General features: G+C 70.2%; 18 protein-coding genes. 5 read left to right on the top strand and 13 right to left on the bottom strand.

From position 1 onward, the window contains the following. Positions 1-7: 7 nt before the first annotated feature. The 5 genes from WMF29_RS15075 to WMF29_RS15055 all read right to left on the bottom strand — a co-directional run bounded on the left by WMF29_RS15075 (position 8) and on the right by WMF29_RS15055 (position 5,943). Positions 8-232: a hypothetical protein gene (locus WMF29_RS15075; RefSeq protein WP_437329495.1), complete on the bottom strand. Its 225-nt coding sequence runs from the start codon at positions 230-232 to the stop codon at positions 8-10. 456 nt (positions 233-688) lie between these two features. Next, positions 689-1,846: a DTW domain-containing protein gene (locus tag WMF29_RS15070; RefSeq protein WP_437329494.1), complete on the bottom strand. Its 1,158-nt coding sequence runs from the start codon at positions 1,844-1,846 to the stop codon at positions 689-691. Positions 1,847-1,858: 12 nt separating this feature from the next. Then, positions 1,859-2,848, bottom strand: coding sequence for a methylmalonyl Co-A mutase-associated GTPase MeaB (gene meaB, locus WMF29_RS15065; protein ID WP_437329493.1), 990 nt, complete (start codon positions 2,846-2,848; stop codon positions 1,859-1,861). 1 nt (position 2,849) lies between these two features. After that, positions 2,850-5,498, bottom strand: a complete 2,649-nt coding sequence (scpA, locus tag WMF29_RS15060; protein ID WP_437329492.1) for a methylmalonyl-CoA mutase — start codon at positions 5,496-5,498, stop codon at positions 2,850-2,852. Beyond that, a complete protein-coding gene (locus WMF29_RS15055) occupies positions 5,491-5,943 on the bottom strand; it encodes a VOC family protein (protein ID WP_437329491.1) in 453 nt (150 codons plus the stop codon). Before WMF29_RS15055 ends, scpA begins: the two co-directional genes overlap by 8 nt. A gap of 214 nt (positions 5,944-6,157) precedes the next feature. Here WMF29_RS15055 and WMF29_RS15050 point away from each other — a divergent pair, with 214 nt between their 5' ends. Then, positions 6,158-7,021, top strand: coding sequence for a PAS domain-containing protein (locus tag WMF29_RS15050; RefSeq protein WP_437329490.1), 864 nt, complete (start codon positions 6,158-6,160; stop codon positions 7,019-7,021). Positions 7,022-7,040: 19 nt separating this feature from the next. Here WMF29_RS15050 and WMF29_RS15045 read toward each other — a convergent pair whose 3' ends face one another. After that, positions 7,041-8,540, bottom strand: a complete 1,500-nt coding sequence (locus WMF29_RS15045; RefSeq protein ID WP_437329489.1) for a M14 family metallopeptidase — start codon at positions 8,538-8,540, stop codon at positions 7,041-7,043. Positions 8,541-9,018: 478 nt separating this feature from the next. Here WMF29_RS15045 and WMF29_RS15040 point away from each other — a divergent pair, with 478 nt between their 5' ends. Beyond that, positions 9,019-9,336 carry a hypothetical protein gene (locus tag WMF29_RS15040; RefSeq protein ID WP_437329488.1) on the top strand — a complete coding sequence of 106 codons (318 nt, stop codon included), beginning with the start codon at positions 9,019-9,021 and terminating at the stop codon, positions 9,334-9,336. Positions 9,337-9,487: 151 nt separating this feature from the next. Continuing rightward, a complete protein-coding gene (locus WMF29_RS15035) occupies positions 9,488-10,297 on the top strand; it encodes a class I SAM-dependent methyltransferase (protein WP_437329487.1) in 810 nt (269 codons plus the stop codon). A gap of 122 nt (positions 10,298-10,419) precedes the next feature. On the opposite strand, the gene WMF29_RS15030 is transcribed toward WMF29_RS15035, so the two are convergent. From WMF29_RS15030 to WMF29_RS15020, 3 genes are read right to left on the bottom strand one after another with little or no spacing between them, the layout of a single operon-like run. Next, positions 10,420-11,112 carry a glycine-rich domain-containing protein gene (locus WMF29_RS15030; protein WP_437329486.1) on the bottom strand — a complete coding sequence of 231 codons (693 nt, stop codon included), beginning with the start codon at positions 11,110-11,112 and terminating at the stop codon, positions 10,420-10,422. 3 nt (positions 11,113-11,115) lie between these two features. Further along, positions 11,116-12,129 (bottom strand): hypothetical protein, encoded by a 1,014-nt coding sequence (locus WMF29_RS15025; RefSeq protein ID WP_437329485.1) that lies wholly within the window; start codon positions 12,127-12,129, stop codon positions 11,116-11,118. Next, complete coding sequence (locus WMF29_RS15020; RefSeq protein WP_437329484.1) at positions 12,126-12,779, bottom strand: hypothetical protein; 654 nt, start codon at positions 12,777-12,779, stop codon at positions 12,126-12,128. The genes WMF29_RS15025 and WMF29_RS15020 overlap by 4 nt, the downstream gene beginning before the upstream one ends. A gap of 370 nt (positions 12,780-13,149) precedes the next feature. Here WMF29_RS15020 and WMF29_RS15015 point away from each other — a divergent pair, with 370 nt between their 5' ends. Continuing rightward, a complete protein-coding gene (locus tag WMF29_RS15015; RefSeq protein ID WP_272103759.1) occupies positions 13,150-13,305 on the top strand; it encodes a hypothetical protein in 156 nt (51 codons plus the stop codon). A 156-nt stretch (positions 13,306-13,461) separates the two neighbouring features. Here the strand turns inward: WMF29_RS15015 and rnk are convergent, their stop codons facing one another. The 4 genes from rnk to WMF29_RS14995 all read right to left on the bottom strand — a co-directional run bounded on the left by rnk (position 13,462) and on the right by WMF29_RS14995 (position 19,091). After that, positions 13,462-14,001, bottom strand: coding sequence for a nucleoside diphosphate kinase regulator (gene rnk, locus WMF29_RS15010; RefSeq protein WP_437329483.1), 540 nt, complete (start codon positions 13,999-14,001; stop codon positions 13,462-13,464). A gap of 477 nt (positions 14,002-14,478) precedes the next feature. Beyond that, entirely contained in the window at positions 14,479-16,788 is a 2,310-nt protein-coding gene (locus tag WMF29_RS15005) for a family 43 glycosylhydrolase (protein WP_437329482.1), read from the bottom strand. 41 nt (positions 16,789-16,829) lie between these two features. After that, positions 16,830-18,347, bottom strand: coding sequence for a hypothetical protein (locus WMF29_RS15000; RefSeq protein ID WP_437329481.1), 1,518 nt, complete (start codon positions 18,345-18,347; stop codon positions 16,830-16,832). Positions 18,348-18,689: 342 nt separating this feature from the next. After that, positions 18,690-19,091, bottom strand: coding sequence for a hypothetical protein (locus tag WMF29_RS14995; RefSeq protein WP_437329480.1), 402 nt, complete (start codon positions 19,089-19,091; stop codon positions 18,690-18,692). A gap of 20 nt (positions 19,092-19,111) precedes the next feature. Here WMF29_RS14995 and WMF29_RS14990 point away from each other — a divergent pair, with 20 nt between their 5' ends. Then, entirely contained in the window at positions 19,112-20,440 is a 1,329-nt protein-coding gene (locus WMF29_RS14990; protein ID WP_437329479.1) for an extracellular catalytic domain type 1 short-chain-length polyhydroxyalkanoate depolymerase, read from the top strand. Positions 20,441-20,542: the final 102 nt, after the last annotated feature.

Raw genomic sequence — 20,542 nt, 5'->3', positions numbered from 1 at the left:
CGCTGCGTCACCCGAGGGCTTCGCGATGCCGCCGCCGGAGCGCGAGGGGCAACCCCACGAGTCCGGCGATGGCCAGGAAGCTCATCACGGAAGCGGCCACCGGCGTCGCCAGGGCGGCGGGGCCGCCTCCGCCGCTGGCGGGGGGAATGACGTCCGCGTACGCCAGGCTGGTAGCGCCGAGCCATCCGGATGCCACGACCGCCGACGCGATGAGACGATGTACAGATTTCATGGTGTTCAGTCCTCCAGCTTCGGGTTGTTGCTTGTTGCAGCCGAGCCAGGAAACGCCTTCTCTGGCTTCTCTGGCCCAGCAACGATTCGTTGCTTACCTGGCCACATGCATTGGCAGTGCCATGAAAGACGCGCGTGGGAGAAGGGATCTTGCCTCGCTCTCCGAGCCGCGCGGAGCGACCATCAGAGCACTCGCGCAGCTCGGTCGGCTGCGCCGCGGCGTGGCCCCGGACCGACGAGAAAAGCGTGTTTGGTGCGTCCGCTGCGCGGCGGGCGATCGAGGGTTCGCTCGATGGGAGCTCGCCGGCTTTTGCTCGCTCGCGCCAGACGTTGCGTCAACGAGCAAAGCCGCGGTGCTCGTGCCCTTCGGGCTCGTCGTCGACCGTGTCGCCCCGGCGCCGGAGAAGACGAGCTCTATCCGCCAGCGCGCCCGCCCGCTCGCTGCGGCGGGCGCTCATCATCCCGGAAGACCGGCGCCGTGGTCCTCTCCCGCGAGATCGAGCAGGCGCGCAAGGACGACCTCGAGCCACCCCACCGTGCGCCCGCACCGACCGGCCCCCTGCGGCGCCGGCTCCCCGGCCCGGAGCGCCCGCGCCCCGTCGGCGATGCCGCCCGGCCGCCGCCCGAGGTGCCGCGCGCAGAGGTCGCGCAGGTCGAGGAACGGCAGGCGCCCGAGGCCCTCCTGCGCGAGCAGGTCCAGCGTGAAGCAGCCCCAGGTGCCCAGCACGCCGTCCGGGCCGACGAAGGCGCGGAAGCGGGTCAGGGCCGCGCCGACGTCCTCGCCGCCCTGCAGGCGGGCCTCGGGCACCTCGAGCTGGTGCGAGACGCTCGGGCCCAGCGGGCGCCGCGGGCGGAGGAACGCCTCGAAGCGCTCGCCCGGCGCGCGGCAGGCCACGAGGTGGACGAGCTCTGAGCTCGGCTCGGCCGCGCCGGCGCCCGCCGGCCATCCGGAGCTGGCCCCGCCGTCGACGAGCACCACCCTCGCCGGCTCGGCGAGGTAGGGGCGCAGCGGCGCGAGCCGCGGGGCCGCCTTCGCGCGCCGCCGCCGCGGGGCGTCGCTCCTCGCCTGGTGCTCGATCTGCCGGTCGACCATGAATGTGAAGGCCCGCAGCATCTCCTCGAAGCGCGCGGGCTCGCCCTCGAGCGCGCCGAGCGCGCTGGCCACCGCCTCGACCGTGGCGAGGCACTCGGGCCGGGGCTCCTTGCGGATGCGGTAGTTGCCCGGCGCCCGGGGCGCCACGCCGATGCGGCGCACCGCCGCCAGGCGCGGGTTCAGCGCGAGCATCTTCCTCGCCTGCCACCACGTGCCGTCGACCACGATGAGCGAGCGCACCGGCGGCCCGCTCGCCGGGTGCGCGTCGCCCCCAGGAAAGAGCACGGCCGTGGTCGGATCGCTCGCGAGGGCGGCGATCCGGGCGTCATCCTCGAAGACCACCCCCTCGTGCAGCTCGGAGTTGGGCAGCGCCAGGTGGGTCATGCGCGCCGTGCCGATCCCCACCCGGCGCTCGCGCGGGTGCTGGAGGAGCACGACCCGGGTCCGCGTCGGCAAGGAGGGCAGGAGCGCGCAATAGCAGACCGGACGGGGGCGCCGGCAGCGCCAGCAGACATCGCGCATGGGAGGGCCCCCTTATAGGCCGCGCTGGCCCCAGGCCTCCAGCAGCTGCCGCGCGGCGCGCAGCGGGCTGAGCGATCCCGCCTCGACGAGGGCCTCCACGCCGGACAGGCGCTCTCGCACGGCAGCGCTGCGCAGGAACGCCTCCCGCAGGTGCCCCTCGATGAGCTCGAACAGCCAGCGGCGCGCCTGCCCCGCGCGGCGGCGCAGGAGCCAGCCGCTGGCCTGCATGTGCGCGCGGTGGCGCAGCACGTTCTCCCATGCCTCGCTGACGCCTCGGCCCTCCTGGGCCGAGCAGACGCCGACGACGGGCGCCCAGCCGTGAGGCGCCGGAGGGAACAGGTGCAAGGCGCTCTCATAATCGCGGCGCGCTCGCGCGGCCCTGTCGACGTTCCCGCCGTCGGCCTTGTTGATGATCACGAGATCGACAAGCTCCATGATGCCGCGCTTCACGCCTTGCAGCTCGTCGCCGGCCCCGGGCAGCATGAGGAGCAGGAAGCAATCCGTCATGTCGGCGACGGCGACCTCGGATTGCCCGACTCCCACCGTCTCGACGAGGATGTTGCGGTATCCCGCCGCCTCGCAGAGCACGATGGCCTGGCGCGTGGCCCGCGCCACGCCGCCGAGCGAGCCGCCCGACGGCGAGGGCCGGATGAAGGCCCGCGGGTCGCTCGCCAGCCGTGGCATCCGGGTCTTGTCGCCAAGGATGCTCCCGCCGTGGACAGGGCTGCTCGGGTCGACAGCGAGCACGGCCACCGTCTCTCCCCGATCGCGCACGAGGTGAACGCCGAGGGCGTCGACGAACGTGCTCTTGCCGACCCCGGGCACGCCGGTGATGCCGAGGCGCGTGGCGCCGCCGGCGTGAGGCAGGCAGCGCTCCAGTACCTCCTCGGCGAGCTCCTGGTGGCGGGGGAGCGAGCTCTCGGCGAGCGTGATCGCGCGCGCGAGCGCCGCCCGGTCGCCCGCGAGGAGACCGTCGACGAGCTGCCTCGGGCTCGCCTTCAACCTAGCGCGCCTCCTGCGACGAGAGGCTCCCAAGGAGCGTCCGGACGATCCGCGCGGCGGCCTCGGGGATGACCGTCCCGGGCCCGAAGATCCCCGCGACGCCGCGCTCCTCCAGATACCGGTAGTCCTGCGGCGGGATCACGCCGCCCGCCACGACGAGGATGTCCCCTCGGCCCGCCTGCCCGAGCGCGTCGATGAGCTGTGGGACCAGGGTCTTGTGGCCGCCGGCGAGCGAGGAGACCCCGACCACGTGCACGTCGTTCTCGACGGCGTGGCGAGCCACCTCGTCCGGGGTCTGGAAGAGCGGACCGATATCGACGTCGAACCCGAGATCCGCAAAGGCGGTGGCGATGACCTTCATCCCCCGGTCGTGCCCGTCTTGACCCATCTTGGCGACGAGGATGCGCGGGCGCCGGCCCTCGAGGGCCGCGAACTGCTGGACGAGCGCCTCCACCTCGCGGCCGGCGGCCGCATCGCGGATCTCCGCGCCGTAGACGCCGCTCACCGTGCGCACCGGGGCCTCGTAGCGGCCGAAGACGCGCTCGAGCGCGTCGGAGATCTCGCCGAGCGTCGCGCGGCGGCGCGCGGCGTCGACGGCGAGCGCCAGCAGGTTCCCCTCGCCCGTCTCGGCAGCGCGGGTGAGCGCGGCGAGCGACTCGCCCACGGCGGCCTCCGCGCGGGCGGCCTTCACCTCGCGCAGCCGCGCGAGCTGCTTCTCGCGAACCGCCGTGTTGTCCACCTCGCGGAGCGAGAGTGGCGCCTCTCTCTCCAGCCTGTACGCGTTGACCCCGACGATGATGTCGCGGCCCGCGTCGATCCGGGCCTGCTTGCGGGCCGCCGCCTCCTCGATGCGCAGCTTGGGAAGGCCGTTCTCGATGGCCTTGACCATGCCGCCCAGGGACTCCACCTCCTGGATGAACTGCCACGCTCTCCGCGCGAGCCGGTCCGTCAGGCGCTCGACGTGGTAGGAGCCGCCCCACGGATCGACGACCCGACAGATATCGGTCTCCCGCTGCAAGAGGAGCTGGGTGTCGCGCGCGATCTTCGCCGAGAAGTCCGAGGGGAGCGCCAGCGCCTCGTCCAGCGCGTTCGTGTGCAGCGACTGCGTGCCGCCGAGCACGGCCGCGAGCGCCTCGATGGCCGTCCGCGTGACGTTGTTGAACGGGTCCTGCTCGGTGAGGCTCCAGCCCGACGTCTGGCAGTGGGTCCTCAGCGCCATGGTCTTCGGGTTCTTCGGGTGGAACCCCTTCACGATCTTCGCCCACAGGAGCCGCGCGGCCCGCAGCTTGGCGATCTCGGTGAAATGGTCCATGCCGATGCCGAAGAAGAACGAGAACCGCCCGGCGAAATCGTCGATATCCATGCCCGACGCGATCCCGGTGCGCAGGTACTCGAGGCCGTCGGCGAGCGTGTACGCGAGCTCCAGCTCGGCGGTCGCGCCGGCCTCCTGCATGTGATAGCCGCTGATGCTGATCGAGTTGAACCTGGGTGTCTTCTCGGCGGTGTAACGGAAGATGTCGGCGACGATCCTCATCGACGGCGCCGGAGGGTAGATATAGGTGTTCCGGACCATGAACTCCTTGAGGATGTCGTTCTGGATGGTCCCGGAGAGCAGCTCGGGGCGCACGCCCTGCTCCTCGGCGGCGACGATGTAGAAGGCCATGATGGGGAGCACGGCGCCGTTCATGGTCATCGACACGCTCATCGTATCGAGCGGGATCTGGTCGAAGAGGATCTTCATGTCCTCGACGGTGTCGATGGCCACACCGGCCTTCCCCACATCGCCGACCACGCGCGGGTGATCCGAGTCGTAGCCGCGGTGGGTCGCGAGGTCGAAGGCCACCGAGAGCCCGGTCTGCCCTGCGGCCAGGTTGCGGCGGTAGAACGCGTTCGACTCCTCGGCCGTCGAGTAGCCGGCGTACTGCCGGACGGTCCACGGCCGGACCACGTACATGCTGGTATACGGCCCGCGCAGGAACGGCGGCGCGCCGGCGGAGAAGCCGAGGTGCTCGAGCGACGCGACGTCCGACGGGGCCGCGCCCGGCTCCGGGATCTCCCTCGTATCGCCGAGCTGCCGCATCGCCGCGCGCGCGAGGCTCCGCGAGAGCTGCTCGATGGTCCAGCAGCCGGCCGCAGGGCTGTCTCCGGCGTCGAAGCGGGCCTCCTCGCGGAGGATGACCCGGGCGTTGCCGAGCAGGCGCTCGGGCGGCGTGACCACGATGTCGTCCGCGCCGCCCGCGATGGCCGCCATCATCCCGACGATGCCGCGGAGGAGGTTCTTGTGCTCCTCGTCGCCAGGGACCGCGGCCGACGGGATGACGGCGGTGATCGTGGCGCCCGGCCGCAGGCGCTCGGCCAGGAGGCGCGCGGCGCGCAGGCGGGCGATCTCCAGGAAATAGCTGCATCCCATCGTGAAGCGCAGCTCCGGCGCGCCGCTCCCGAGCTCGGCGACCAGCGACGCCACGAGCGGGCCGCCCGTGGCCGGCGGGAGCGAGGGGCTGTCCGGCGCGAAGATCGGCGGCACGAGGAGCCCCTCGGCGCTCGCCCAGGAGAGGTCGTCCGCGGTCTTGCCCTTGAGATCGCGGTGGAGCGCCTGCTTCCACGTCGCGAGCGCGACCGGCGCGAACTCGGCGAAGAGCCTGTCATCCATGGGACTGCACGACCTCGATGAGGTGACCGAACGGCGCGTCGTCGCGCGATCGGGGGTGCACGAAGAAGATCGTCGTGCCCCGGGAGCCCGGCCGCGGCGCCGCGTCGATGATGCGGAAGCCGCGCGCCTTGAGCTCGTCGAAGGCGGCCTGGACGTCGCTGACCCTGTAGGCGACGTGGGCGAAGCCCCCGCGACCACCGTTCTTGTCGATGAGCTTCTGGACGGGAGACTCGGCAGAGAGCGGCTCCAGGAGCTGGACGTGGTTGTCGCTGTCGCCGATGCGGAGCATCACCTCGCGGACCTGATCCGTGCCCCTCACCTCCTCCCGGTGCACCTCGCGGAAGCCGAGCATCTCGTACGCCTTCACCTGCGCGTCGAGCTGCCCGGCGGGCACCGCCATGGCGATGTGGTCGATGAACAGAAACCCGGGAATCTGGTCTTTCATGGGCTCTCGTTGGGTCGGGAGGCCGGTCGGGGCTGCAGGGGCCGCCCGTGTCGAGGGGCGCGCCGTGCGCGCAGCTTGAGCCGCGAAGCGGGGCGGCGGCAAGAGCCGCGCGACGCGCGACGGGCTGCGGGCGTGGGCCGGGGTCGCTATAGACTCGCGACGACGCGCGAGAGCGCGAGCGCGCCCTGGGCAAACAGAGGGGGGAGCGTGCGACATGAAGGGACGGGATCACGACGAGCTCGTCGCGGAAATCGAGCGGCTGCGCCGGCGCGTGAGCGAGCTCGAGAAGGACAGGGGCCGTCGCGACGCGGGGGTGGAACGGCTCGCAGACTACGTGCGGCTCCTGACGAGTTACATGCCGGCGGCGGTCGCGCTGTTCGACCGCGACATGCGTTACCTGCTGACGAGCAAGCGCTGGCTCGAAGACTATGGCCTCGCGCCGCGCGAGATCATCGGTCTCTCGCACTACGAGGTCTTCCCCGACATCCCGCAGCGATGGAAGGACATCCACCAGCGCTGCCTCGCAGGGGCGAGCGAGCGCCACGAGGAGGACCCGTTCCAGCGGGCCGACGGGCGCATCGAGTGGGTGCGCTGGCAGGTCTTCCCGTGGCACGACGAGCGCGGGGGGATCGGCGGCATCATGATGTTCACCGAGGTCATCACCAAGCAGAAGGAGCTCCAGGATCGGCTGCGCGTGCAGTCTGCCGCCCTTCGCGAGCTGTCGACGCCGCTCATCCCCATCTGCGACGAGGTGCTTGTCCTGCCGCTCATCGGCACGCTGGACGAGCGCCGCTCGCAGCAGCTGACGGAGGCGCTCCTCGACAAGATCTCCGACAAGGGAGCGCAGATATGCATCGTCGACCTCACGGGCGTCTCCGCCTTCGATACGCGGGCAGCGAGCGCGCTCGCGCGGATCGCGCAGGCGGTGCGGCTGCTCGGCGTCGAGGTGGTGTTGACGGGCATCCGGCCCGAGGTCGCTCAGGCGCTGGTCGCCCTGGAGGTGGAGCTCAGAAGCATCGTCACGCGCCGCGACCTCTCCCACGGGATCGCGTTCGCGATGGCGGCCAAGAAGCCCTGACCGCCCGATCCCTCCGGGCTCACCGGACCCGCCATGCCGGGTGCTCGTCCCCGATGGCGGGCGCCTCCACCAGGCCGTTCTCGACCGCCCCGTCGTCGCTCTCCGGCTCGCACAGGTACACGGCGATCGCGCCGAGCGGCTGCTCGGTGTCGACCCGGGACCAGCCCTCGGGGGCCCGCCGGGCCTCCTCGCGCCACCGCACCGACACCTCGCCGACCCGGGCCGCCTCCAGGATCGCCCGTCCGCCCTCGGCGCCGAGCGACGCCACCCGGGCGACCTCGACGTCGTAGATGCCCCCGGCCGGCTCGACGCGGAGGCCGTGCCGGCGCAGGGCCTCGGCGATCGCCGGCGGCACGAGGTACGCCCTCGGGCGATCCACCACCGTGGTCCCGACGAACCGCGCGTGGTGCGGGATCCGCAGGGTGACAGGCTGGCCGTCGAACGCGCGCGGGCTGCGCGTCAGGATGTCGATCGGGGCCCCGGTCGCCTCGAGGCGGTACCGGACCGCGACGCGCTCCGGCGGCCGGGCGCTCGCGGCCACGACCTCGCGGACCGCGTCGGCGTGGGCGGCCACCCAGGAGAGGGCCTCGATCTGCCACGCCGAGGCGGTCTGGACGCGCTCCTCGAACGGGAGATAGCTATAGCACTCGAGGAGCAGGTCGAGCCGCCCCGTGAGCCCGCGGTAGTTCGAGCCGAACCGCGGGTGGTGCGGGTAGGTCATCCAGCCGAGGCCGACGGGCGAGGCCGGGTCGACCTCGCCGTCCGCGTCGAGCACCCGCTCGTCCTCGACGAAGTTGCCGTACCAGCCGCTCTCGAAGCCGCGCCGCCGGACCGCGGCGATCACGTCGGGGACCAGGCGGTCGCGCACCATCGCGATCGGCTCGGGGCGGCCGGACTCGATGGTGTGCGGCACGTCGACCGTCATCTGGAACCGGTGCACCGACCCGTTGGTCGCGTGGTTGTCGATCGTGAGATCGGGCGCCCAGGGGATGCACACGCGCTGCTGGAGCAGGCGCATCTCGGGCGCGGCCTGGCGGAGGTAGTCGCGGTTCAGGTTGATGCCCTGGCTCTGGGTGCGGGTGCCCACGACGGGACCTGGCTGGCCGGTGAGCTTCTTGAGGTCGAGGCGGCGGTTCCGCGGGTCGAGCGCGTCGTTGCCATCGGCGTTGAACAGAGGAACGACGAGGAGCACGAGGGCGTCGAGCCAGTCCGGGTGGCGACCGTCGAGCAGATCGCGGACGAGCGCGAGGCTGGCCTCCTTGCCCTCCACCTCGCCGGGGTGGATCCCGTCGAGCATCAGCACCACGGGGCGCCCGGCGCGGCGGGCCTCGTCCGGGGATCGCACGCCGTCCTTGGACAGCACGAGGAGCGGCAGCTCCCTCCCGCCCGGGCTGGTCCCGAAGGTGGTCACGTGCAGGCGCGGGTCGTTGCGGCCTTCGAGCGCGCGGACGAACCGCATCACGTCGGCGTGCAGGGAGGTCTCCCGGAATCCTGTGGCTTCGGCGCGGGTGAGCAGCATGGGCCCGATCTCTACCCCGCCGCCCGCAGGAGGGGGCAGCGATCGGCGACGACCGCGCGACGACCGCGCGCCCGCCGGAAGAGCCCGGACGTGTGGTGGTGTGGCGGGTGTGGTGGACGAAGCGCCGGAGTCCTCGTCCAGGCTGGTCAGATCGACAGGACAGGATGCGACCCGAAAGCGTGGAAGGCTCGGCAGGCGCGTCAGAGACGCATGTCTTCCCTTTGCCACGGTCGCCGGCGCGCGCGGTCCGCGCGCGGTGCACACGGTGACCAAACGCTCAAAGAACGGATTGTCATTTTGGCAGGATGAGCCATTGTACAGGTGGCGGACTTGTCAGCTTTGGCAGAGCGGCGCAAGAAGCCCCTCGATCCATGCGCTGGTTCCAGCGGATGGCTGCTGGCACGACGCTCGCACTCGCAGGAGTCGTCACAGGGACGCTGGCAGCGAGCGGGCGCTCGCGAACGAGGCAGGTAGCACGATGTTGAAGATCCTCCGGAAGTTGAATGAAGGGAGCCTCCTCCAGCGCACAATGATGCATATCGCGGTGCTCGTCGCTGGATCTGCGAGCGTCGTCGCGCTGACCAGCGTGCTGCTCGTGTCGACCGCGAGGACCGTGCTGCCCCGCCATGACGCGACCGAGGGCGGCGACAAGGCAGATGAGGAGCAGAGCGCGGACTCGGACGCTGATCCGAGCTCGTCGGAGGCGGCTGCAAGCCCCGCCGGCGCGAGGGGCGCGCCGAAGGCGCTGGCGCAGGCGCGCATGGCGAGTCGACGCGAGAGCGCGGTCGCGCGGTGATCACCGCATCACCTCATCACGGCATCTCCCTCGCGCGGACGCGCGGCGGCCGTCGCCTCGCCGCGAGGGCGTGAGCGCCGGCCAAGGGAACGCCGCGCCAGGACGCCTGCGGCTGGATCCGCTCGGCGCGCACGTGGTAGCACCTCTGCCGATGACCCAGCCTCCGAGCCCCCTCGCCATCCCTGTCGCGTGGAACATGGTCGCCGACGACTACGCGGCCGACATCGTCCCTCACTTCGAGAAGTATGCCGCCGACGCCCTCCGGCTCGCCGGCGTCGGCCCGGGCGCCCGCGTGCTCGACGTGGCCGCCGGGCCAGGCACCCTGTCCCTCCTCGCCGCCGGGGAGGCGCGCGTGACCGCGATCGATTTCGCCCCCGCGATGGTCGAGCAGCTGCGCGAGCGCGCCGCGCGCGCGGGGCTCGCGGTGGACGCCCGCGTCGGCGACGGCATGGCGCTGCCCTTCGAGGACGGCTCCTTCGACGCCGCCTTCTCGATGTTCGGGCTGATGTTCTTCCCCGACCGCGACCGCGGCTTCCGCGAGCTCCTCCGGGTGCTGCGCCCCGGTGGCCGCGCCGTCGTCGGGAGCTGGGCGCCGATGGACAGGACGCCCATCCTCGGAGAGCTCTTCTCGGCGATCGGCGCCGAGCTGCCCGGGCTGCCCTTCGGCGAGGGCAAGGCGCCGCTCGGAGAGCCCGACGAGCTCCGCGCCGAGATGGAGGCTGCCGGGTTCCGAGACGTCTCGGTGCGCGAGGTGGAGCACTCCCGCGAGTCGCCCTCGACCGAGGAGTTCTGGCGCTCGGTTTCCCGGACGAACGCGCCGCTTGTGCTGCTGCGGGACAAGCTGGGCGACGAGCGCTGGGAAGCGTTCGGTAAGGCGATCCTCGGCAGGCTGCAGGCGCGGTTCGGCGACGGTCCTCAGCAGCTCTCGATGACCGCCCTCCTGGGCGCCGGTTCGCGCTAGCGACGCCCACCTGGAATCCGTCCAAGGATCCGGAGAGATTTCAACGCAAAGTCGCAAAGCCGCAAAGCCGCAAAGCCGCGAAAAAGAACAAATCATCGCGCGTCGCAGCGCAGCCGCACCGGCTACGGAGCGACGCGGAGCGTCCGCGACGCCACGAGCGCCCGGCAGAGGGCGATCCGGTCGTCCAGGTCGAGCCCGGGCAGCTCGCGCACGTAGAAGATGCCGTACCGGGCGATGAAGCGCAGCGCGGGCTCGCCCCAGGCGTCGACGCGGACGAGCACCGCGTCGCCGTCGACGAGCTCCGCCTTGCCGTCGCTCAGCCGGACCGACACCTCGCGGTCGCGGATCACGCGGCGGGGGCCGCAGACGGACGAAGCGTCGCTCCACAGCTCGGGCGGCGGCTCGCCGTACAGGGCGCTGTACGCGTCCGCGAACTCGTCCCACGTCGCCTCGCGGCAGGCGTGCGTGGCGGGCGCATTGCTCGGCGCGTGGTGGAGGAAGCGCCCGAAGAAACGCCGGCAGAAGTCGGCATATTCGATTGTAAAGAGAGCAAACTGGTGCCAGGCCTCGTCGACGCGCAGCGAGAACATCGGGTAAGCGCGGGTGCGGTCGGAGTCGACGAGCCAGAGATAGCGCACGAGCTCCCGGAACAGCGCCTCTGCCTCGCGCTCGGTGGCCACGGTCTTGTTCATGAGCAGCTTGCTGATGACGAACGGCGCCCGGTAGGCAAGGAGATCAGGCCGCCTGCGGGCGCTCGGCGTCACGATGTCTGTCTGCGCGGATTGCGTGGGCTGCATGGGCTGCGTGGTTTGCATGGCTCAGTTCTCCTGGGCTTCGAAGGGCTGAAAGGTCCCCCAGTCGACGAGGGCGCGGGCGAGCGCGAGCTGCTCCGCCTCCGCGAGACCGGGGATGTCGCTGGGGCGGAGCTCCCGGGCGGTCGACACCGCGCGGAGCGCAGGCCCGGCCCACGGGTCGACGCGGAGAAGGACCTGGGCGCGCGGGCCGCACCGCGCGACGAGCTCGGCGCGGCCCGCGCGTGGCGCCACGTCGAGATCCACGCCCGGCCAGCGGCGTGCGAGGACGGCGTGCGCGCCGAGGGCCTCGGTCCGGCCGAGCGCCCGGGCGGCGCGCCGCCGGGTCCCCGCGTCGCCGCGGGCGTGGAGGCGCGCGAGGAGCGCGGCGGCCAGCGGGCCCCGCCGCTCGAGGGCGTCGATCTGCGCCCGGCGCACGCACTCCCGCTCGTGCGCGAGGAGCGCCGCCGAGAGCGCGTCGTCCGGCTCCGCTCGGGGCGCCGCGGGGGTCAGGCCCTCGATGGGGCCCACCTGCGCCTCGATGACAGGACCGTCGTGAGGGCCGAACAGGTGCAGCGAGATGGACCAGCTCCCCGTCGGGTTCCGGGGATCGTGGATGCACGGCCCGTAGATGTGACCGACCCGACCGGCCTCCGCGGAGAACAGCCGCTTCGGCACGAGCCGCCGCGCGCGGGCCGTCGCGTCCCAGTCGAAGGTCGCGACGTCGAGCGTGTTGTGGACGACCGCCGTGACCGTCCAGTCCGAGTGCTCGTGGGCGCCGGCCGCGCGCCCGGGCCGCCAGTACGCGAACGCGAGGCGCACGCCGAGCTCGGGGATAACGTGGAACGGCGCGAGATCCGGCGCGCCGTCGCGACGCTCGATCTCGAGCGCGAAGAGATCGAGCAGGAGCTCGTCGTCCGAGAGCCCGGCGCGGACCGCGCCCTCGATCGCGCGGACGTGATCGCGCGGCGGATGGCCGCGGCCCTCGGGGCCCGGGAAATCGAGCCGCCCGAAGAGGGCGGTGAGCTCGGCGAGCCTCATGGCGCGACCCGGAGGAAGTCGCCCTTCACGAGCGGACGGCAGAGCGCCACGCGCTCGCCGTCCTCGAGGCCGGGGAGCTCGCGGACATAGAAGTGATCGCAGTCGACGATGAACTGCAGCGCGTCCTTCGCCCACGCGTCGATGCGCAGGAGCACGCGCGGCGGCTCCAGCGACCACACGAGATCCGCCCTCCCCTCCTCTACCCGAACGAAGATGGGGCGGCCGAACGTGACGCGGATGAGCCGCGTGTCGGGCGTCACGGCGAGCTCGTCGCTCCACGCCGCGGAGACGGGCCCGAAGAACGCCTCGTACTCGGCGCGAAACTCGGCGCGGGTCATCTCGGGGCGCGATCCGGGGCCGCGAGGAGCCGTGTTGGCGGTGTGGTGGACGAACTCGCCGAAGAAGCGGTGTCCGAAGGCCGCATACTCCTCGGTGAAGAGGACGAACTGGTGCCAGACCTCGTCGATCCTCCGGGAGAACATGGGGACTTGCCGGGTCCGGTTCGCCTCGCAGAGGAAGAGGTATTTCTTTACCTCGTCGAGGAGCCGCGCCGCCTCCTCGCAGGAAGGGACCACCCGGTCCTTGACGAGCTTCTCTTCGAGCCACGGCGCACGGAAGGAGAGCAGTTCGGGGATGATTGACGTGTCCATCACCCCCCGTGCGTTGCGAGCTCCGTGCCGAGCGGCGCTCGCCCGCTTCGGATACGGGCCCATCTCGACGTTTTCGGTGCTCGGCGCACCGGAGTGCGCCTGCGCGCCGAAAACGCCGATCTGAGCCCGTCTCCTGTGCGGGCGAGCGCCGCTCGGGGATCCCATCGGGTGTACCGGAGCTGGTTGGAAGGGAAGGGCGATGCCAGACCGGTTTCCCCAACTGGGAAAGGGGTTGCTCAAGCGCGGCCGCTACCGCGCCAAAGCGGCCGATATCGCGGCAAAACGGCGTGGCACGGCGACTGCAATAGCCCTCCTCGCGGGACGTCGAGTCCCCGGATGGAAATAACCAACTCACTACGGAGCAATCGCCATGAACGAGCAGATCAAGGTCGAGGTCGAGGTCGAGTCGAAGCAGGAGACCGTCGAGGAGCGCCCTGCGCGCCTGACGGTGGAGGTCCCCACGGAGCTCCAGGCGGGCCTTGCCCCGCAGGTTTGCACCTGCCCGCCCGGCTGTTGCGGCTGCTGAGCCGGCGTCGAGGCGCGGGGGACCGCGGCCCGCGGCGACCGGCACCTCGAACCTGACGACACGACCGCGGAGGCCCGCGCTGCGATGAGCAGCGTCGGGCCTTTCGCGTTCAAGGCGCACGACGCGCCGGCGAGGCCGGCCGTTCGCGCCGGAGGCTCACAGATCGAAGCGACCCGACGCCTCGGGCTGATAGACGATGCGCTCGATCCGGAGCCGCCGGGTGCGGCTCGGCGTGGGCCACTCCACCTCGTCGGACTCTCGACAGCCGAGCAGCGCGAGCCCCATCGGCGCGAGCACCGAGATGCGGCCGCTCTTCACGTCGGCGATCCCGGGAAACACCACGGTCACGCAGAGCCGCTCCTCTGTGTCGAGATCGAAGAGCTCGACCTTGGAGTTCATGGTGACCACGTTCGGCGGGATATCCGCCGGCTTCACGACGTCGGCGCGCTCGATCTCGATCTCGAGCGCCTCCAGGTTCGGGGAGTCGCCCCCGGGCCGCGCGCGCAGCGCCTCGAGCAGGCGCGCGAGGCGATCGCGGTCAAATTCGGTGAGGACGATGGGGTTCGAGTGAGGTGCCATGAGCTGGGATCTCCTTGTGTCGTCGGTGCGATCCGGGCTCGGCTGAAGGTCCGCGCCGGCGAGCTGGGCGGCGCGAGTGCTCGCCCAGGTCGCCCGCGCAGGCGCCTTCGATGCCATGCCCGCTTCCTTCCGGGAGCGGCCAGCGAAAGACGCCGGAAGGCCGCTCCCCTACGAGCGTGCGGGCGACCTCCGGCAGAGCAGCCGGGATCGCAGGGGAATGAGCGCGCTACGCGCGCCGCGGCAAGGCCACGGACGCGACGCGACGGGGAGCAGGCAGGCGCTCATTCCATGGGCATGGTAACACGACGGTTCCCCCAGGGCCAAGACAAGGGGCGGCGCGTCGGGGAAGCGGTCCTCATGATTTGCCGTCGTCGTCCGTCCGACCTTTCATCACTCCCAGGCGGGTCCCCCTCTCCCGCCGATTCATCGCAGAGCCCGCTGCTTCCGGCGATCGCTCGCCATCGACCGGTGTGTCTGGCGGCACTGTTCGGCGGGGGCGAACCGTCACAATCCGTCGGATTTTCCGGGATTTTGGGAGAGCCTCGTGCCGAGCTCCCCACCTCGCTGCTCGCGCTCGATTCCTCCGCGAAACAGTCAGTCGCCAATCGTATTCGCGCCGTTCAGGAGCGGTACGCCGAAGTTCGGCGTTCCGTCTGCATTCCACTCGAGCCGCTGGACGCGCGTGTGACGGTTCGGGTCGTAGAGCGGGTCCCCCGTGATCTTCTCGTAGTTCCGCGCGTGGTACACGAGCACGTCGATCGATCCATCCGCCGAGGTCGTGAACGAGTTGTGGCCCGGGCCATACAGCCCGTTTGCGCTGACGAACACTGGATTCTCGTTCTTCGTCCATGAGCTGGCGCTCAGCAGGTCGTCCGTCGCGCTCGCCGTGAGCAGGCCGAGGCAGTAGCGATCGTCCGTCGCGCTCGCTGAGTAGCTGATGAAGATCCGCCCATTCCGCTCGAGCACGGCAGCACCTTCGTTGACCGCGAACCCCGCCGTCTCCCAGGCGTGCTCGGGTCTGGCGATCCGCACGTTGGGCCCGGCCAGCGTCCACGGGTTCATCATGGCCGCGATGAACAAGCTGCTGTTGTCGCCCTCGACGCTGGGGTCCTCCTGCGCCCACACGAGATAGCGCTTGCCGTCGTGCTCGAACGTCGTCGCGTCGAGCGCGAACGTGTCCGAGTCCGTCACGATCTGCCCTCGCTCGATCCACGTGCCATCCATCGGGTTGGCCGATGAGTTCTCGAGCACATACATGCGAATGGCCCAGATGTTGGTCGAGCTTCCGGCGGCGAAATAGATGTACCACTTGCCGTCGATGAAATGTAGCTCGGGCGCCCAGATGTGCGCCGCCATCGGGCCGGTCGCGTGCTTCGTCCAGACGACCTTCGGGGTCGCGCTGGCCAGGCCTCGTATCGTGGTCGCGCGCCTGATCTCGATGCGATCGTACGTCGGCACGCTCGCGGTGAAGTAGTAGTACCCGTCCGTATGCCGCTTGATGTGGGGATCGGCGCGCTGCGAGATCAAATAGCCGAGCGGCTCGAGCGCGAACGACGCCTCCGAGTTCTCGACCGCCGTGCCGTCGAGCACGTGCGCATAGATCTGGTAGTTCAGGCGCCGGAGATGACGTGTCGGATCCGAGTACCACTGCAGCGAGACCATCGTCGGATCCCCGTTCAGCGCGGGCACGATCCGGAACGTGGCGTCGCTCCGGAACGTGGTGGTATCCGTGAACACGTCGATCCACAGAAGGTGACTCCTCTCTTCGGGTGGAGTCTGCCAGAGCCCGCCAGCCCGGTTGGCCGTCTCGCTCTGCAGCGGGTACCGGGTCGAATTCATCCTGTCGACGTGCAGGTAGCGACCGCCGAAACCCACAGGCTCGAACGACACCAGCGTCGGATCATCCGGGTTCGCCAGGCCGGGCACCACTCTCCACTGGAAGTCGGCAGGAAGCTGGTTGTTTGCCCTATCGTCGAGGTGGGTGATCATCGCGTGATAATAGGAGTGCGCGACGTAGAGCGGGGCGTCCTCCTCGTGCGTCGTGCGAAGCTGGTACCCCCCTCCGACATCGTCGTCGAGATTGGATAGCTCGAGAGCAGCGGGGGCGGCGAGGGCCGCATACTCGGGGTCCTCGCTGGCCGGTGAGCCGAAGACGACACGTACGGGCTGAGCTCCGTCGGCCTGCCAGTCATCGACGCTGCTCAAGGTAACGGTCTGCGCCGTGCTCCAGTTCGCCTCCGTGAACGTCAGGTCCGCGTGGCTCAGCGTCGCCTCGGTCGTGTCGCTGACGCTGAGGGCGATCGTCACGGGCGCGCTCGGCTGCGACGCGAGGAGCACGGTGAACGTCACGGGCGCGCCGCGCTCGGCGAGGGTCCCCGACGGGTCGCTGACGACGATCGCCGCCGTCCCTGGACCGTCGTCGTCCGTGTTCGTGATGTCAGCGGACTCCGCGACGAGGCCGTCGCAGGCTGGGTCTGCAGAGACCGAGGGCCCGAAGCGGACGCGGAAGATCTGATCCCCGTCGCCGTCCGCATCGTCCACCCCCGTGACCGTGATCTCTCGAGGGACGCTCCAATCCTCCACCGTGAAGGAGATGGTCGCCGGTGAGACGGAGCCTTCGGTCGCATCCGAGCTCGAGACCGGCACCATGACAGGCCCGCTCGGCGCGCGGTCGAGCGCCACGCTCACGGTCACCCGCCCGCCGGACTCCGAGGTGCTGAGCGCCGTGACCGCCGGCATGATCCGCAATGAATTGGTCGACGCGTCCGGCGCATCGGTCGAGGGCCCATCCGAGCACCCGACCACCACGAGCAGCGCGGCGAAGGCGCCAGCTGCCGCCGTGAGCGCGACGCGTGGCGCAGAGAGGGAAGTGCGCTCTGGATGGGAAGAACTCGGTGCGCGCATGATGAGGGAACCTGTACCCATCCGTGGGTCCGGTAGGATGTTCAGTAGTGGGCGATGATCGCGTCGAGCTCCGCCTGCGTGACCCGGACCGCGTTCGCGTGGCGCACGCCGGACGGAAAGCGGTACTGCGCGCTCGGGAGCTCGGTCCAAGAGCCCGGATCCGTGTCGAGATCCGTCGTGCTCCAGCACCCGAACACACCGCCGTTCAGGTAGTAGTCGGCGAAGAGGTACCATCGACTCTCCCGCGGATCCTTGATGACGAACGGTCCCTCGGTCGCTCGTCTCCTGCTCTGGGTCGACCCGCGTGTGATGTAGTCCGGACTCCATCGCGTGAACGTCGCCGGATCGAGCGCGAGCGTCGAGGAGCGCGCGATCTGGATGTCCTTGCCCGATCCGGTGAGCGCGCTCCCGCTGCTGTCCGTCTCGTCCTTGAAGAAGAGGTAGTTGCGGTCATTCCATTGCGTGATCGTCGCGTCGATGACGCTGTAGCCCGGATCGAAGAGCACGTCGGGGGTCGGGTTGACGATGGTGACGAAGTCCTCGGTGTAGCTGACGTAGATGCGGTTCGCGCCCGTGGTGTCGTTCCCCGACCAGATGATCGCATAGAGCTCGCGATCGGGATCGTAGTAAGCCTCCGGGGCCCAGGCGTGCATCGGGGTGGCGCTGGGGCCCGAGAGGTTCGTGAGCGTGATCAACCGGGGATTCGTGAAGGTGATGAGATCGGTCGAGTCGGCCACGAAGATCTTGGAGCTCGGATGGTTCCAGTAGTTCGAGTCGTTTTCCGAGAGCGTCCAGTCCGTGGCGATATAGATGTACGTTCCATCGTTCTTGCGGAACAGGAACGGATCTCGGATGTGATTCGTGCCCATCCCGGTGAGCTGGTACGCCGGCTGTCCATCGGCGAGGGCCGACCAGTGGAGCCCGTCGGTGCTGTAGGCGAGATGCAGCGAATCGCTCGCCACGTCCTGATTCGGCCCGAAGTAGCTCATCACCCAGGCACCCGGGGAGCAGCTGGTTGCATTCATCGTGGCCGTGAGCTCGCCGTTCGTACACTTGAGGCAGCTGCGGTCCGCGGTGCTGCTCCCCTCCGTACCGACGCGCTCCCCTGGCACGCAGTCGGTCCACGCGACGCATGTCGTCGCGGGATCGGCGTCGTCGTCCCAAGTGCCATCCGCGCACTCGACAGACGCGGCGGTCCCGCCTGCGCAGTACGTGCCCGGCGAGCAGCCGTCACACTGCGCGGGCGTGGTGCTCGTCCCAGGCGCGGTCTGCCTCGTCCCAGGCGCGCAGGGCGTGTGCATCCTGCAGCTCGGCGCGTTCATCGTGTCGCTGAAGGTGTCCTCCGGGCACGCCGTGCACCGCCGGTCCGCCGTAGGCGAGCCCTCGGCGCTCGCGAAGGTGCCTGCGGAGCAGCCTGTCCATGCGACGCAGCCCGTCGCGCTGTCGCCGTCGTGATCCCAGGTGCCCTCGGAGCACGCGGGGGGCTCGGCATCGTGCCCTGCGTCTCCGCCGGTCGTCGTCACCGGGTCGCTGCACCCGGAAGTCCATAAGAGCGCCACCAGGAATCGTGCTCTCGATCTGCTTCCCAAACGTGCCATCTCGCTCCTCGGTTTCTGTCGATGTTGCGCGACGCCTTGGTCCAGACGTCGAACAGGCTGTAGCTCGACGCGCCGGGGGCCCCCTGACCCCGATCGTCTCGGGAGCTCAGGGGCTTTCGTGCGACGATGTCGGACCGCGGAGAGCCCACCCCTGTCGCGCGGCGCAGTGAATCACGCACCTTTGTCCGCGATGACCGAGCGAGCGGAGCCGTGCGGGGATCGATCCCGAGGACGAGCGCCCTGCGCGCACGACGGCCTGTCCTGGAAAAAGCGAAAGGGTGGGTCGCGAGCGACTGTGAGCGCTCACATCGGCGGCGTCAACCGAAATGGCCCGACGACGAGCTCACGGCCGCCGTTCCCCTGGAGCCCATCCGCCTCGACGCAGGTCCGACGCGGCTCGCCCAGCTGGACGACCCCGCGGGCCGGTCGATTGGAATTGACGTTGCCCATGTGAGCGTTCACAATCGACCCGATCGGTATCCTCTTGCTTCGCCATGGATGGGTCGTCGTGAACACGGCGACCTTCGTCATCCGATCGATCTCGGCGCCGCCTCCGTCCGGATGATCTGCTTCGCCATCATCAGCAAGAGGAAGGCGGATCCCGTAAGGAACCTTCTGTCGCCTGAGGTGAGCGTGGCGATTCGCCATTGACATCGCCGGCGTCATGTCGTCGCGGCCTTGCTTGGTTCGACAGAGCCAGTTCACACACAGGAGAGAACTCCATCATGAGCCGAAATTGGACTGCCTGGGGCGCCTTGCTGGCAGCCATGCTGGGATCGGTACCCTCCGCGGGAGCGGCGACGTTGCATCAGGTCAACGGCTGGGGGGTGAGCGGTCTGCCTGGTGACGTGAGCATGTACGTCTATGTCCCGGACCGCGTGGCGCCGAATCCTCCGATTCTGACGCTGGTGCACTACTGCGGCGGGACCGCCAGTGCAGTGTTTGGTCAGGCGCGGGGCGGGGGCATCGTCGACGCGGCGGACGACCATGGCTTCATCATGGTCGTCCCCAGCAGCGGAAGATGCTGGGACGTCGTGTCGGACAAGACTCGCACGCGCGAAGGCGGTGGCGACAGTCACGCCATCAGGCAGATGGTGAAGTACGCGCTCGACACGTACGGAGGCAACGCGGATCGCGTCTATGCGACGGGAGATTCGTCCGGCGGCATGATGACCGAGCTCCTGCTTGCCCTCTACCCGGACGTCTTCAAAGCAGGCGCCGCGTTGGCGGGCATGCCGGCCGGGTGCCGCGGAGCCAACGAATCAGGCAACAACGGCGGATATAGCGGAGCGTGCGCGGGAGGCTCGGTGACCCACACAGCGCAAGAATGGGGCGACATCGCCCGTACGCTGGCCCCGGGGTATGCGGGACATCGCCCGCGGCTGCAGCTTTTCCACGGCGACGCGGACACCATCATCAGGTACCCGAACCACACGGAGGCCATCAAGCAATGGACCAATGTTCTGGGCGTGGGCGCGAGCCCGACGTCGACCGATACGGGAGTTCGGCTCGGCAACCACGATGCGACGCGGCAGCGCTGGGAGAATGAGTGCGGCTACGTGGTCCTCGACGCGTTCACCTCGATTGGCGGCGATCACGGCCCATCCGACGCGTTATTCCCCGCTGAGTACGTCATCCCCTTTCTGGGTCTCGACAAGACCGGGCCGGTCGATCCCGAGATAGAGCAGTGCAGCGGTGGGGCGGGCGGAAGCGGCGGTGCAGGCGGAACCGGTGGAGATGGTGCGGGTGGCGGACAGGGGCAGGGCGGCATGAGCGGCGGGACCGCTGGGAGCACGGGGTCGAGCGGCTCCGCAGGCGGAAGCGGCACCGTAGGCGGAAGCGGCACCGCAGGCGGAAGCGGCACCGCAGGCGGGAGCAGTGGAACGGGTGGAGCCGTCACGGCGGGTGGCTCGGCCGGTAGCGCTGATTCTGGATCGTGCGCGGTCGGCGGGGCCGATTCGGGGGAGTCCGTCGGGACTTCCCTGGTTGCTCTGGCAGTCGCACTTTCGACCTTGATCCGTCGTCGTCGGAGGACGGCGGTGGGGTCCACCTGAACCGGGACCACCGAGGGGAGATCCGCGAACGGCCCGCGCCGATCACCGCGGGCGACGCGGCAGCACTCACGCTGGCGACGACACCCCTATGTCGAGGCCGTA

It is taken from the genome of Sorangium sp. So ce381 (genome assembly GCF_051473845.1).
Classification (GTDB): Bacteria; Myxococcota_A; Polyangia; order Polyangiales; family Polyangiaceae; genus Sorangium; species Sorangium atrum.
The sequence above is the reverse complement of the archived record's forward strand: the minus strand, read 5'-3'. Positions and strand labels throughout refer to the sequence as shown.